14 protein-coding genes are annotated in these 14,157 nt (G+C 63.3%); 9 read left to right on the plus strand and 5 right to left on the minus strand.

Annotated features, from left to right (window positions below; translation table 11 throughout):
• The first annotated feature begins 157 nt into the window (after nucleotides 1-157).
• Nucleotides 158-1,000 (plus strand): DUF63 family protein, encoded by an 843-nt coding sequence (locus tag HUTA_RS14680; protein ID WP_015790720.1) that lies wholly within the window; start codon nucleotides 158-160, stop codon nucleotides 998-1,000.
• A 117-nt stretch (nucleotides 1,001-1,117) separates the two neighbouring features.
• A complete protein-coding gene (locus tag HUTA_RS14685; protein WP_015790721.1) occupies nucleotides 1,118-2,647 on the plus strand; it encodes an HPP family protein in 1,530 nt (509 codons plus the stop codon).
• Between the two features lie 44 nt (nucleotides 2,648-2,691).
• Here HUTA_RS14685 and HUTA_RS14690 read toward each other — a convergent pair whose 3' ends face one another.
• Nucleotides 2,692-3,858, minus strand: coding sequence for an NAD-binding protein (locus HUTA_RS14690; protein ID WP_015790722.1), 1,167 nt, complete (start codon nucleotides 3,856-3,858; stop codon nucleotides 2,692-2,694).
• Between the two features lie 111 nt (nucleotides 3,859-3,969).
• On the opposite strand from HUTA_RS14690, the gene HUTA_RS14695 reads away from it, so the two are divergent.
• Nucleotides 3,970-5,205: a potassium channel family protein gene (locus tag HUTA_RS14695; protein ID WP_143920392.1), complete on the plus strand. Its 1,236-nt coding sequence runs from the start codon at nucleotides 3,970-3,972 to the stop codon at nucleotides 5,203-5,205.
• Nucleotides 5,202-6,791 (plus strand): hypothetical protein, encoded by a 1,590-nt coding sequence (locus HUTA_RS14700; protein ID WP_015790724.1) that lies wholly within the window; start codon nucleotides 5,202-5,204, stop codon nucleotides 6,789-6,791. The genes HUTA_RS14695 and HUTA_RS14700 overlap by 4 nt, the downstream gene beginning before the upstream one ends.
• Before the next feature lie 155 nt (nucleotides 6,792-6,946).
• Here the strand turns inward: HUTA_RS14700 and HUTA_RS14705 are convergent, their stop codons facing one another.
• Both HUTA_RS14705 and gatD read right to left on the minus strand, forming a co-directional pair.
• Nucleotides 6,947-7,945 (minus strand): hypothetical protein, encoded by a 999-nt coding sequence (locus HUTA_RS14705; RefSeq protein ID WP_015790725.1) that lies wholly within the window; start codon nucleotides 7,943-7,945, stop codon nucleotides 6,947-6,949.
• Nucleotides 7,946-8,009: 64 nt separating this feature from the next.
• Nucleotides 8,010-9,251 carry a Glu-tRNA(Gln) amidotransferase subunit GatD gene (gatD, locus tag HUTA_RS14710; protein WP_015790726.1) on the minus strand — a complete coding sequence of 414 codons (1,242 nt, stop codon included), beginning with the start codon at nucleotides 9,249-9,251 and terminating at the stop codon, nucleotides 8,010-8,012.
• An 84-nt stretch (nucleotides 9,252-9,335) separates the two neighbouring features.
• Between gatD and HUTA_RS14715 the strand changes: the two genes are divergently transcribed.
• The gene (locus tag HUTA_RS14715; protein ID WP_015790727.1) at nucleotides 9,336-9,917 is read left to right on the plus strand and encodes a hypothetical protein; all 582 of its coding nucleotides are present in this window, start codon (nucleotides 9,336-9,338) and stop codon (nucleotides 9,915-9,917) included.
• A gap of 1 nt (nucleotide 9,918) precedes the next feature.
• On the opposite strand, the gene HUTA_RS14720 is transcribed toward HUTA_RS14715, so the two are convergent.
• Together HUTA_RS14720 and HUTA_RS14725 are read right to left on the minus strand one after the other, a co-directional pair.
• Nucleotides 9,919-10,569: an ArsR/SmtB family transcription factor gene (locus HUTA_RS14720; protein WP_015790728.1), complete on the minus strand. Its 651-nt coding sequence runs from the start codon at nucleotides 10,567-10,569 to the stop codon at nucleotides 9,919-9,921.
• Between the two features lie 174 nt (nucleotides 10,570-10,743).
• On the minus strand, nucleotides 10,744-11,856 hold the full coding sequence (locus HUTA_RS14725; RefSeq protein ID WP_015790729.1) for an ICP22 family protein: 1,113 nt from the start codon (nucleotides 11,854-11,856) through the stop codon (nucleotides 10,744-10,746).
• Between the two features lie 214 nt (nucleotides 11,857-12,070).
• Here HUTA_RS14725 and HUTA_RS14730 point away from each other — a divergent pair, with 214 nt between their 5' ends.
• The 4 genes from HUTA_RS14730 (at nucleotide 12,071) to HUTA_RS14745 (ending at nucleotide 14,109) form a co-directional block, all read left to right on the plus strand.
• On the plus strand, nucleotides 12,071-12,469 hold the full coding sequence (locus HUTA_RS14730; RefSeq protein ID WP_049941376.1) for a DUF5802 family protein: 399 nt from the start codon (nucleotides 12,071-12,073) through the stop codon (nucleotides 12,467-12,469).
• Between the two features lie 26 nt (nucleotides 12,470-12,495).
• Nucleotides 12,496-13,386: a Vms1/Ankzf1 family peptidyl-tRNA hydrolase gene (locus tag HUTA_RS14735; protein WP_015790731.1), complete on the plus strand. Its 891-nt coding sequence runs from the start codon at nucleotides 12,496-12,498 to the stop codon at nucleotides 13,384-13,386.
• Nucleotides 13,387-13,503: 117 nt separating this feature from the next.
• Nucleotides 13,504-13,734, plus strand: coding sequence for an AbrB/MazE/SpoVT family DNA-binding domain-containing protein (locus HUTA_RS14740; RefSeq protein WP_015790732.1), 231 nt, complete (start codon nucleotides 13,504-13,506; stop codon nucleotides 13,732-13,734).
• The gene (locus tag HUTA_RS14745) at nucleotides 13,735-14,109 is read left to right on the plus strand and encodes a type II toxin-antitoxin system VapC family toxin (protein ID WP_015790733.1); all 375 of its coding nucleotides are present in this window, start codon (nucleotides 13,735-13,737) and stop codon (nucleotides 14,107-14,109) included. It begins immediately after the preceding gene.
• The last annotated feature ends 48 nt before the right edge of the window (nucleotides 14,110-14,157 follow it).

The following is a 14,157-nucleotide window of genomic DNA, read 5'->3' on the forward strand; positions in this document are numbered from 1 at the left end:
CGTCAGCTGGCTGTTGGATCTGTTCGAAGTTGGGATAAATCAGCCACAGACTGCTCTGTATCGCGTTCGGATATATCGACTCGGCAGAGAATACGGCTGAGTGAGGAGACACGCCCGGACCGCAACGTTTTCCACGGATGCCTAAGTCAGACAACATATGGCACTCCTTCCAAGTGGGCTCGTCGTTCCGGCGCTCCCATATCTGTTGGTACTTGGGCTCGGGACCCTTTTGACGACACTTCTGTTGTTGGGGTTTGAACCCCCGGTGGGGAAACTGCACGTCCTGGCATTACTTCCGTGGATGGCAATCGGGGGGATGGCTCACGGCTTCTATCAGATACCGCAGCCGCCTGGACTGTATCCGGAGTGGGTAGGGCCACTGTTCGGTGCTCCCGCCGTCTACGTGACGACGTACGTCGTCGTCGCCGCCGTCTGGCTGTTGTTGATCCTGCTCGGGACAGCTATCGGCAAGCTGGATCGTGTCGTGACGTATCTCGGCGCGACTGGTGTCGGTGTCCTGATCGTCTTTCTCGGGGCGATGGTCTGGCAGGGGATCGGTCCAGGGCTGTCGTTTACGCCACTCTGGCCAACCGTCGCGTTCCTCATCTCGCTTGCGCTCACGGCAGTCATATACTTCCTGGTGAGTCTCCGCTGGACGGGCGTCGTCGCACGGACCGGGATCGCCGGCGCAGTTGTCCTGTTCGCGCATACATTCGACGGCGTGATTACGATGATCGGCAAGGACGTTCTGGAAGGCGGCGAACGAACGCCGATCCCGGCGATGATCATGGACGTTGCGGGCTCGCTCCCGACAGCCCCCTATCTGGGCTCCGGATGGCTGTTCTTGCTTGTCAAGGTCCTCCTGGCCACGTTGGTCATCATCACCTTCGCCGAATACATCGAGGAGCGCCCGGCCCGCGGGCACCTCTTGCTCGTCATCATCACGGCCGTCGGTGCCGGCCCGGCGGTGAACAATTTCGTCCTGTTCACGCTCGGTTAATCACCACGTCGCGTGGCGGGCTAACGGTGGCCCGGATCGATGACGTGGGACCAGTGCTTGGGTGGAGAGTGATCGAATCGGATGAGTTTTCATACACGGACGAGATAGCTACCACAAATGAGTGGGCGCGCAGGCTCGGCCTATCGTGGACTCCGGCGGCGCTTGCGTCAGCAGGCTGGAGCCTTCCGTCGCTGGGTCGAACACACACGGAATCTCGTCCACCTGTCGGTACTGTTCGCGATCCCGCTGTTGATGGGTGTGGTGACGTATCTCTCGAACTCCCTTGCCGTACTCCCGTATCTCTTGTTCCCGCCGCTTGCTTCCGGTTCGTATTCACTGTTCACGAACCCGGAGAGTCCCGCGTCCGCCCCACGTCGGTTCATCGGTGGCCTGACAGCTGGCGCGCTGTGTGGCTGGGTCGCGCTCGCCGTGACGGCTCGCTACTGGTATCAGGTACCGCCGGGGCAGTATCAGGTCCACGCGGGGGCGGTTGCGCTGGGTCTCTTTCTGACCGGTGCTGTCACGTGGGTACTTGATTTGCGGGAGGCATCGGCGTATTCGACGGCCCTGCTCGTTCACGTCACTGGGACGGCACAGATCGAGTACGTCCTGAGTGTCTTTCTGTCCGCGACGATCGTCGCCGGTGTCTTCGTTGCCTGGCGTCGTGGCGTCTACGAGAACCGGGCGGACCTCCTCTACGATTCGATCCGTGGCGACGACCGCGTTCTCGTTCCGTTGCTTGCCGAAGAGGCTGACGCGACAGCGATGCTCGCTGCGAGACTCGCTGGCGCACACGACGCAGGGAAGGTCGTCTTACTCGACATCGTTGACGACGAGGCTGTCGCCAGCGTCGAACGCGAACTCATCGACACCGACGCGACTTACAGTGGCGATGCGGAGTGGCTGGCGAACTCGACCGACCAGCCCTTGACACAAGCGGATCGCGATGATCTCGAAGCGGCCGACTTCGATACCGAGACCCTCGACGATATCGCCGAGAAACATGCCGTTTCGGCCGCGGCGGATCGCCTCGAAACCGATGCTGCCCGTATCGAGACGAAAGTCGGCGTCCCCTGTGACGTGATCGTCGCCGCTGACGGCGACTCGCCGGCAGACACGATCTCCCGCACCGCCAAGCAGGCAAACTGCGACCTGATCGCCGTTCCATATCAGGAACGCCACGGCGGTCTCTCCCCGACAGTCAAACAGCTGTTCGTTGGGGATATTGACGTGCTGGTGCATCGATCCCAGTCAGGGAGAACGCGATGGCGGCGGATTCTGGTTCCGGCCCGGACGAAAGGCGTTGCACACAGCATGATCGACTTCGCGACGCGACTCGCTGGACGGACCGGCCACGTCAGCGTGTGCCATTGTATCGACGCCGAGGGCAAGCGTCGGGAGGCCGAAGAGTTGCTCGCTGACCTCGTCGAGACGTTTACCGGTCGGATCGAGACCCGTGTCGCGGCCGAGGGCCTGCAGTCGTTTCTCGCGGAGAACGCCCCTGGGTACGATCTGATCATCATCGGCTCCAGCCAGGATCGGAGTCCGACGTCGCGGTTCATCTCACCGCCGACATTCGAGCGCCTCGAGGATATCGAGACGGATATCGCGATCGTTGATCGCAATTACGTCGACGATCGGCTGTGACGGCAACGACACGCCCTCGCGACGAATTGCGCAGAGACCGCCCCTCAGAGATCGTCCTCGTTCTCGACGGCGAGCAATCGATCGGCGATCGATTCCATGCCGTCCCCACCCATCGCTGACTGGACGAGGAGATGTCCGCCGATCACTGCCGGGCTGATAACCGAGTCCGCGCCGGCACGCCGCAGCTTTTCGATGTTCTCTCGATCGGTGGCGGCGGCGACGATCCGTGCGTCCGGATTGAGCTGGCTGGCAGTCAGGATTGCGAGTGCGTCCTGGGCGTCGTCGTTGGTCGCCACCAGCACCGCACGGGCGCGGTCGATGCCGGCCCGCTGGAGGGGTTCGTCGTCGCTGGGATCGCCGACGATCGCGTTGATGTTCCGATTGCCGAGGGCGGTCGCCGCGTCGTCGTCGGGTGTGACGACGATAAAGTCCGTCTCGGACTGGAGTTCTTCGAGAATCGGTTCCGTGAGGTCGCCGTAACCGAGCACGAGGACGTGACCCTCGAGCTGGTCGAGTTGTGAGCGTGTCATCGTACCGAGTGCGCGGGCGAATCTGGCCTGGATCATCGGGCCGATCAGCGAGCCGAGGGCGAGCGCGAACGACGCCGTCCCGAGAACGACGACCGACAGCGCGAACAGCCGAGCGCCGTCGGAACTGGACGGAATTACGTCGCCATAGCCGACAGTCGAGGCCGTCACGACCGTGTAGTACAGTGCGTCAGTGAGTGTTTCGACCTGCGCGAACTCCTCGCGTAACGCATAGGTGCCGACAGTGCCGTAGGTCATCGTTCCGAGGAGCGCGGCCAGCGCTGCAAGCTGGGAAAGCGATAGATCGATCTTCCGGTCGAATCGCCGGTAACTCAACAGGACTGTCGGCACCGACAGCACCGAGAGGACGATCAGGGGTACCGAGACGACTGCCGACTGGACGAGGCCCTGGAAGGCGGTCACGGGCAACAGCAGAACCGTCGAGAACCACGCGATTCGCAGTCGTCGTCGGAGACCGAACACCGACGCGAGCATGAGAAAGCCGGTCAGCGAGCCGGTGAACCCGGCGGTCCGCTGGACAGCCGGCGGGATCAACTCGGCGAGCGGCCCGGAGATCGACGCCGCGCCGACGTTGATCAACCCTGTCGCGACCGACAGGACAGCCACGACTGACGTCAGATAGATCGCGGGCTTTGGGCCCAACCAATCCCGGAACTCGTCCATGTCCCATACACCGCAGGCCGGGAGTAAAGTCTGCCGGGACAGCGGACGCATGCCAGGGTGGCCGGGATGGTCGCCGGTACTGATTTGACCGAGGGCCGTTCATCAGCGTATATGCCATCGCTGCCGGTCGCGCTGTTGTTCGGCGTCTACCTGGGTGTACTCACCGGGATCATCCCGGCGCTGGTCGCCTGGGTGCTCGGGTTCCTGTTCAAATATCTCACCGGCGTCACGCTGCCGGGGTTCGGCGTCGTCGTCCTCGGTGTCGCGCTGGCTGGCGTCAACGGAGGGCTACTCGCACTTGCCGATCCATCGATCACCGGGTCGGCCAACGCGCCGACGATCCTCGTCGCCCTGCTGGTGATCATGATGATGGTCCTGTACGCCCACAGCAAGGGCGACCACCTCGGCGCGACGATGCCACGGAAGCTCTCTCTTCGGAAACTCGGCGAACGGACGCTTGCGCTCGATCTGATCGAATCCGTCGGCAGCAACGAGGTTCGGGTACGCGTGACCGGCGAGGTGGCCGACGTGGAGGGATACCCCCCGCTGCCGGACGATCTCCGGGCGGAGATCCGGGCCGGCGAGTGGACGTTTCCGGCGGATCTCGACTTGCCGGCACTGGAGCGTCGACTGGCCGAGCGCCTCACCAACGAGTACGACCTCGGGGACGTCTCGGTCGCCATCGACGAGCGCGGCCGCGCGACCATTGCCGCCGCGCCGCCGTTCTCGGGGCTCTCCAAGCGCGTCGAGTCCGGCAAACGCGCCGTCTCCGTCGACGCTCTGGTGCCGACTGGATTGGCCCGCGGCGACGTTGTGACGGTCGTGACTGCAGACGCTCAGATCCGCGGTACCGTGTTGAGTGGCCGGTCAGAACGCGGTGGCGGCGGCTCACCCTCACAGAACACACCGGCCGACGCCGCGGAAGCTGCCCCCGAGACGGAGCCACAACTCCCACAGTCGGTCCGGGCACCGACGACGACGGGTGGTGACGGCCAGGTCACTGTGTCAGTCGGTCGAACCGACGCCGAAGCTCTGCTTCGGTCGGATTGGGCGACGATCATCGTCGAGGCACGGGGGACTCGCCGGGAGTACGCTCTCATCTCGTTGCTTCGGCGGGCCGGCAAGCGGTTTCGTCGGATCACCGTCCGGGCCGGCAGCGAACTCACCGGACAGTCGCTCGGGACGGCAGGACTCCGAGATCGGTTCGGCGTCGTCGTGTTGGCAGCCAGGGACGGCAGCGGCTGGGAGTTCGATCCTCCGGGAACCTGCTCGCTCGATCCGGGGACGGAACTGTATGCGGTCGGGACGCGTGACGCGCTCGACGAACTCGGGGAGGCGATAGCATGATCGCGGTCCCGTTGCAGTTCTCCGTCCGAACGAGCACCGTGCTGGCTGGCGCTGCGGAGATCGGCGGGCTCGCGGTCCTGGCCGCGGCGGTGGCCGGAGCCGCCGCCATCGCATATCGGTGGTACGCTCGCGAGCGCGTTTCGAACCCGCCGGCAGTGCTGATTGCGCTCGCCACAGTCGCCTTCTTCCTCCACGCGATGACTGCCCTCGGACAGGTCATGGACGGGGCCGATCCGCTGACCGTTCGGGCCGCCGCCTTCAACGTGAGTGCACTCGCGGTCGGCACCGTCGCGGCCATGCTCGGCATCGCGGTAGGTGATCATCTGGCAAGGACTGTTCTCGGCGGGACCGAGCAGGTCGCTCTCGACGATTCGGTAAGCCGAGTCGTTCGGGCCGTCGGTCGGGTCATCACTGTCGAACTCCCCGCGGAGATCGACGACGTTCCGGGGTACGATCCCGTCGACGCCGATACGAAGGCCGCTCTCGAGGGGAAGACGTTCGTCTTTCCGCGCGGCCTCACCGTCGACGCTTTGCGCGACCGACTCACCCGCCGTCTGCGGGAGGACTACCGCGTCGGGCACGTCGACATCGAGATCGGCGAAGACGGGACGGTCACCCACCTCGGTCTCGGCGCCCGTGCGGCGGGACTCGGCCCCACGCTTCCGCCCGAGAGCGCGGCGATGGCGATCCGCGCCGATCCCGCCTACGCAGCCAGCGCCGGCGACCTCGTCCAGGTGTGGGAGCGCGGCCCAAAGCGCCGACTCCTAAACGCCGAGGTCCGGGGAACGGCCGGCGACGTCGTCACGCTCGCGATCGACGCCGCCGACGCCTCGAAGCTGTCGACCGACGACCGATACAAACTTGCCACCCTCCCCGTCGAGGAACGGGCCGATCGTGAACTCACGGAACTCCTTCGGGCAGCCGAGGAGACGCTCGGCGTCGTCGAGATCGCCGACGGGAGCCCACTGGCCGGGGTGCCGGTCGGAGCGCTCGAGGCCACCGTCATCGCGATTCACGCCGGTGGCCCGAACGATCACATCGAGACACTACCGGCCAGCGATCGCGTCATCTCGGGTGGGGATTCGGTGTACGTCATCGCCCGGCCGGACGCTATCCGCCGGATCGAGGCGGCCGGGACATCGGATGGCGGCGGTGAGCACGCTTCGAGCACGATATCCGAAGATGGTGCTGGAAACGTGAATCAAGCGGTCGATACCGGCAGAGCCGGCCAAGCGGTCGCTGCCGGTGGGGAGGACGAGCAGGCCCATGCCAGCGGAGAGGACCAAACAGTCGACACTGGGCGTGAGACTCCTGAGGGTGATCCGACGGAGGTGGGGCAGGCGGATACTGAACGGGCTGCTCACGAGGATGAAATCGATGGGAAGGATATGACGGACGATACAGCGGACGAGGGAGAAGCGGTTGCTACCGAGGGCGAGGAGATACCGAACGGTACCGATGGCGAAAACGAGGTCGACGATGGCGAGCAAGAGAGTCGGAAGGAAGATACTGGTGGAGATGATCCGGAGGCCGATGATTCGGCCGAGCCGTCCGATAATGGGTCCGTCGACCGTAGCCCCGAATGAGTGTTCGCTGAAGTGGTTCCTCTGTGCGTTCACATGACGTTGCAACGCCATTCTACACTGTAGACGACTCGGTCGAGACGTTCTACCTGACGGAAGGGGCTCAGAGAGTTGGTGCGCTGTCTTCAGCGATGCAGAAGACCACGGCGTGATTCAATTCAGTCCCCAGCCGACATGGTTCGATTGCGAACGAACTCGACGATCCGATCGGCGAGAAACCAGCCGACACCACCGGCCAGCAGTGGGAGGGCGGCTGATCCGAGCAACCAGAGCCACCGCAATGCCGTAAACAGCACGAACGATCGTGTGACTGTCACCAGCAACGAGAGACTTCCTCCCAGAATTCCAGCAAATGCGCCGGCAACCGCAAGCATTCGTTGCGCTGGCTGAAGCTTGAGTGTTCGTAAGGCACTGTCAGGATCACCACGTGTGAAAATCCCGAACGCGAGCGCAGCGTATCCGAACAGAATCATCGAGTAGATCACGAAGAAAATTATTGCGAACCCGCCGGCCACGTCGCCGGAGTATGTGGTAGTACGAATATCGATCAGGCCGTAGATCCCGAGCCCACCGACGATTGTACCGATACCCGCTGCAATCACTCGAATGGATCCACTATACTGTCGGTTTGTCACGGATTGGATGCCATAGACGAAGCCGGTGACGATAGTGACGATAGGTGTTGTTACCACAGTCACTGGGGCCGGAGTCGGGAGCGACATGGCCACTCCGGCCACCACGAGTCCGACTCCAAATACCGGGCCATACCCGGGGAAATTTCCAAACCCGAGCAGAGACGATACTCCCCACCAGCCGATCACGGATCTCCCCAGCGAGACGACGATATTCGCGAGCCACATGGCACTTCCAGCGAGTAACACGATCCGGGTTTCCACGGTGACTTCAGCTTTTGACACTCCCGGGAAGACAGCAGTCCCTCCAGCGATCGTCCCGATCGAGAATGCGACGGGGCCGACGATGAGTATTCCAGTGAACAGCGGGGCTGGAACAGTACGTGCAATACTGTTGATCGCCCTGAGCAGTTCTGAGAGGTGGGCGATCGAGAAACTGTACATCGCGACGAGATACATCGTCACGATGCCGCCCAGAATGACGCTTGCCCCCGACAGTGCGTCACGTATGGACCCCCGATCCATACACTAGGAACTCACAATGGGGACAAATAAGTGCGGTTGCCAGTCCCACTCTCTGAAAACGCCGTCACTCCCAGGGCGTCGACCGCTCGGTGATCTCGCCGGCCAGCGGTTCGCCCATGGCTGCCGCCGGATCGTCGCGGTTGGCCAGCACCCACATGAGCTTGACCATTGCCGTTCCCGGGAGCATATCCTCACCCTCTATCACGCCGGCGTCAAGGAGATCGCGACCGGTGTCGTAGACGCGATCGCAGACCCGCCCGTCGATGCACTGGCTGGTCATCACGACCGCCGTCCCGTCCTCGACCAACGCGTCGATCCGGTCGATCCAGTCCGTGTTGACGTGGCCCAGGCCGGTCCCTTCGATCACGACGCCGGCCGCCCCCTCGACGGGGTCGAGCATCGATGGCCCCGCACCGGGCGTGAATTTCACGAGGTCAACGTCGGTTTCCAGATCGTCCTGGAGTGCGAGATCCGTCTCGCCGCGCTCGGCGTACTCCCGGCGGAACGTGACCGTCCGGGAGTCGTAGTCGACTTCCCCCAGTGGTGCCCGGCTGATCGTCTCGAAGGCGTCCCGCCGGGAGGTGTGGTTCTTCCGGGCGCGGGTCCCGCGGTGGAGCGCACAGGCGTCGTCGCTCTCGGTTGCGTGCATGCAGATCATGACCTCCGCGGCGTCACTTTTGGCGGCCTCGACGGCACTTACCGCGTTCATCACGTTGTCCGAGGAGGGGCGATCGGCCGAGCGCTGGCTGCCGGTGAAGACGATGGGGACGGGAGTTTCGAGCATGAACGCCATGGCGCTCGCGGAGAACTGCATCGTGTCTGTGCCGTGCATGACGACGACGCCGTCGGCCCCCGCTTCGATCTCCTCGTGGATAGCTTCGGCGAGGTCGACCCACACGTCAGGGGTCATGTTCTCGCTGAGGATGTTCGCGACGACGCGCCCACGGTAGTTGGCCAGGCCGGCGAGTTCGGGGACGGCCCGGAGCACGTCCTCGGCGTCGAACTGGGCGGTGACCGCGCCGGTGCGGTAGTCGACCGTCGAGGCGATGGTGCCGCCCGTCGAGATGAGTGATATCGTCGGGAGGTCTTCGTCGAACTCGATCTTCGATTCCTCGCTCGCCTCGCCGGGTTCGATGTCGTAGACGTCCGATTCCAGAACGTCGGCTTCGGCAGCTTCGCGATCGACCCCGACGTTGTAGCCGCTCGGAAGCTTGACGACGAGCGTCTCCGTGTCCGTCGAGGGGAGTAACACGCCCTCGAACGTCCGCTCGCCATCCTCGACTGCCACGCGATCTCCTGGGTTCATGCTCCGGGCTACCGGACCGGTGGACTTGAAACCATCTTTCTGTCACAGGAAAAGGCCCATGTCTCTGGCCGTCCCAGCGAACGTATGGCCGAGCGCTCCGACCAGCGAACGCGCGAGCGATCGCAGCTCGATACCGAGGAACTCGAAGAGCTCCTCGACACTGGCCCTGACAGTGACGACGTTGGGACGGGATCGACTGAAGAGGCAATCTCGGCGGACGCCGACTCGGGCTTGCTATCGGGACTCGGCGACCGGCTTGGATCGATGGTCACCCGAACGATCTCGCGTCCGTTCGCCGGCATTCGATCGCGACTGGGTCAGCTCTTCTCCGTGCGGACGTTTGGAGTCGCACTCCTCGCCAGTATCGTCGCGGCGTTCGCGTTCGCGTTCGTCATCCCGTTCGTCGACACGCTCGGAGCGATCGCCGGCATCTTCGCGGTCGGGCTTGGATTCGGGCTCGTGGGTGAGCGCCGGCAGTACCTCGAAGTCGGCCTCGCGGGAGCAACCGCTGCTGCACTGGGAGCCGTCATGGACTTTCTGGTTGTCGCACTGGCCGGCCGTGGTGATCTCATCCTCCTGTTCGGTGTCGGCAGCGGCTTGCTCGCTGGCGTGATCGGACACTACGTCGGTCGGGATCTCCGTTCCGGGCTGACGCGGGACATCTGAATCAGCGCCCCAGCACCCACTGGTCGCCGTCACGCTCGACCACGCCACGCGATTGCAGCGATCCGAGAATGTCCTCGACGACCGGCGGCGGCACTTCCACCTGTCGGCTGATGGACTCCAGATCGGCACCGCCGTCGGCGATGGCCCCCATCACTTCGACGTAGAGCCGATCGTCGCTGTCGTCGATCTCGTCGCTGACCTGTTCCATGACGTCCGTCAATCGACCCTGTACCCATCGCTGAGCGAGCGAGAGTTCGTTTCGAAGCCGTCGTAACCGGCGCATCTCGACGGCGAGTTCCGGCAACTCGGACGCGCCGTCGGGGTCGACGTCGATAGAGAGATGCTTACACGAAGTGATGTCCAGCCCGGAACTGGCGGGATACGCCGTTTTGGTCCCGAAGTCGTACGGCGATGCGGTGACTTCGAGCCGGAAACCCCGGGAGATGTAAAAGTACTTGCGGCGACGTTCGTCGGTTCGGCTCTCGACGAGGCCAGCCTCTTCGAGTTGTCGCAGGTGATCGATGACGGCCTTCGGGCTCACGCCGAGGTAGTCGCTGATCTCCGTGACGTAACAGGGCTTGCGAGCAAGCAGACGCAAGATGCGTCGACGGTTCGCATTCCCCAGGAGATCGAGTAACTCGGCGGATTCCATTCACGTGACGTTAGTGGTTCTAGCGTATAAATTTTCCTTTTACTTCCACCGACGCCCGGGTGTATTCCCAGGGAGTCCAACGAACAGAACTGACGGACAAAAGCCGATTACGGTGCCAGGATCGTCGAGGACGTTCGAGCCAGCGCCGTGCAGTCTTGCGGGTCGATCACGGGGTCAAACCAGTCGGCGTCTCAGCGGTTCGCTGATTGTCTCGGGGCCGTCTCCGGTCGCCGATCCGATGTTGTCGTTTCCGCCCGACGACCCGCCGGATCGATGGTCTGAATTATCGCTTCCGCCGGGTGTTCGTGTCTCGTTTCCCGCTGTGGGTCCGCGTCGGTCCGGGCCAGTTTCGTCAGGCCCTCCCACCGCGGATGAACTGTTGTCTGATCCGGTGGTTGCATCGTCCGACGACCCCACGGAGCCCGTCTGCTGTCCGGGTGTCTCGCTGTCACTGCCGTTCGAACCGGGGCTCGTTTCGTTTGCTTCAGGTGCCCCATCCTTCGGCCCGGCTGGGGTCGGACCGATTGAGCCGGGTCCGGTTTTGCTGTCCGTCTCGTTCGGGCCAGGTGTCGTCGTGCCATCCGCCCCGTTCGGGCCTGCGGGGCCGTGCTGTCCGCTGGGGCCAACACTATCTGGTTTGCCGGATCGGCCGGGTGGGTCAGCCGGTGGCCCGTTCGAGGCCCATGGAGGTGGGCCGGCGGAGAGGTTACGGGCCATTGCTGCGACCTGATGGCCACTCATATTCGACGCGTGTGATCGGAGGGCGTCGAGTCGGGTCGTGTTAACACCCACCGAACGAGCTGTGCGGTCGGTTTCGTTGATCGACCGTTCCAGTGCCTCGATGCGAGCCGAGAGACGCGCGACGGTCGCTGCGGCGTTCGGGTTCCGCAGGTCGACACTGTCGTTTTCGGCGGCGGCGAGTCGATCCTCGAGTCGCTGGAGTCGGCGTTCGAGCGACTGCGTCCGTTGCTCGACCGCGTTTCGTTTCTCCGACGTGTTCGCCCGTGCTACCCCTGCGTTCCACATCCCGTCATCGACAGACGCATCGGCCGAGACGGTACTGGACTGCATGAACGCACTCATCTTACTCCCGAGCGTCGGCGTTGTACTCCCGTTCGTCGGCGAGACGCTGCCATTGGTCGTCGCATTGGCGACCGGGTCCGCCGACAGCCCGTCGGACGGCGCAGCCACTGGCGTCTCTGGCGCGGCGACTGCACCTGCCAGAGTCGGTCCCACTGCAAACCCGATCGCCAGCAACACCACGGCAACGGGAACCCGATATCTCATACTCGGACATTGGTGGCGTCTCCGTATAAACCCAAACAGTCGTTCGGACCGTTCAGTTGTCGGCCACAGTCCCTCAAATCGTCCAATTGCGTTTATAGCTCCGTCCAAGGCGGTCTCATGCGGTCTTATCACTCTCGCTGACAGTGCGGTACTGTGGGACGAACCGCCTGCCGAAGATTTATGTTCGACAGTGTGGTGTATGTTATTGTATAGCATGTTCGAAGCATTCTCGGGATCGTACTACCTCGGACGGTTGTACGTCGAGCCACGGAACGGAACGGAGCCGGCGATGTCACGACGACAGTACGAGACAGTTCACCGCCAGCTCTATGATGTGGACGGCAACGACCAACCACTGGTGATGAAACTCGACCAGCGACACTTTCCGGTCACCGGTGTCGAGTCCGTGCCGGCGGACACACTTGCAGTGCCCCCCGAGATACTTTCGGACTCTCGCGTCGAGAACCCGCCGTCGTTGCGAGAGGTGCTGCTTGCGACGGCGGACCGGGCCGACCAGCTGCTGTCACTCACCGGCGGTGGCGGCCGACCGGAGGCAGCGAGTGAGCAGTCAGCGGGGCTCGGGTCCAACGACGGGCGACCCACCGGGATTTAAGCCACCGGGCTCGCCGACTTCCAGTAATGCTCGACGAGCTACTCGGTCGCGCTCGACTCAGAGAGCGTATCGAGGAACTCGAAGACGAAAACCGCCACCTAACGCGCCAGCTCGACGCCGAGTCCGACCGGCGAGCCGACGTCGAGACGGAGCGCCAGGCGGCCGAACGCCGCGCGAACCGGCTCGATGACCGGGTTCAGGAACTGGAAGATCGCGTCGAACGGCTCTCGGGCTCCGAGCAGGAGCTATCCGTTCGGCGTCGTGAAACGCTCTGCGGTGACCGTCTCACGACGATTCTGGACCGTCTCGAATCCGTCGAAACTGATCCGGAAGGCGCACTGTCGGCGTTCGTCGGCGACGCGCCGCTCCCGGACGCTGTCAGCGATGCCTTCGGCGACCGTTCGAGCCTCGTCTCGCGGGTCGCCCCCTGCTTCGCGTTCACCGACGACGCCCGCCTCCTCAGCGTGGCGCTGGACCCGCCGATCGAGCCCGACCCGTTCGTCACCTGGGATGACGGTGCTGTCTTCGATCGATCGCATTTCGAGCCGACGGGGGAATTCACCCTGGCGCTGGTCCGTTCTGACCTCTTTGCCATGGGAGAGTACCACGGGCGCGAACGGATCGCATTTCACGGCTTCGACAGTGATCTGGGGCGCAATCATTCGAAAGGCGGCTTCTCGCAGGCGCGCTTTGAACGCCTTCGCGACGAGCAGATCGACTCACACCTCGAACGGTGCCTGGTAGCCCTCGAGGAGCGCTCGACCGACCGGCTGTACGTCGTCGGTGAGCAAACCGTGCTGGACGCGTTCGAAGAGGCGGCTGACGCGACGGCGACTGTCGACGCCACTGGCGATCCCGAACCGGCGCTGGACGATGCGTTCTATGACTTCTGGACGACGACGCTGTGGGCGATCTGATTGGTAGAGGCTGGGTTGCCGTCCATCTATGCCAGCACTGGTGGGTAAATAGTAATTTTTTGGGTGTAGGTGGTCATCTGGGGAATATTTATTGACTCGCCCCTCGTAGTAGCGAACATGACCCAAGCGACGCTTGACGACCGGGGGCGGTTGACGTTGCCAAAAGAAGTGCGTGAAGAGTATGGTGAGACGTACTACGTTGTTTCTCTCCATGACGGTATCAAGCTGGTTCCCGTCGCGGACGATCCGCTCGCGGCGCTTCGAGACGAGTTTTCGGACGTAGAGAAGACGGCCAGTGAACTTCGTGAGGAGGCACGGGCGGGTGCCATCGAGGAGGCCGGTCGGTGAATGTACGTCGAGGCTGACTTTCTGCTCGCACTGATCAAGGACGACGACTGGTTAGGAGAGGCTGCCGAGGAGGTGTATACCACTCACCGTGAGGACCTCTGGACATCTCAGCTGACACTTATTGAACTGCTCCTCGTCGCGTACCGCGAAGATCGGGAGGCAGAGCGAGTCGTGACGAACGCTGCCGCGCTTGTTGAGGTTGACGGCGACGTCGAAACGGTCGTGACCGCGGCAACGTACGTCGATGACTACGGATTTACACCGTTTGATGCGCTCCACTATATCGAGTCAGACGGCGAGACAATCGTCTCCAGCGACGACACCTACGATCAAGTCACATCCCGACTCGATCTGAGGACAGTTCTCGAAGAGTGACTCACTCTTCCGGCCGTCACCGCAGAAGCTAAACGCCGGTCGCACCTT

This window comes from Halorhabdus utahensis DSM 12940 (assembly GCF_000023945.1).
In the GTDB taxonomy this organism is placed as follows: Archaea; Halobacteriota; Halobacteria; order Halobacteriales; family Haloarculaceae; genus Halorhabdus; species Halorhabdus utahensis.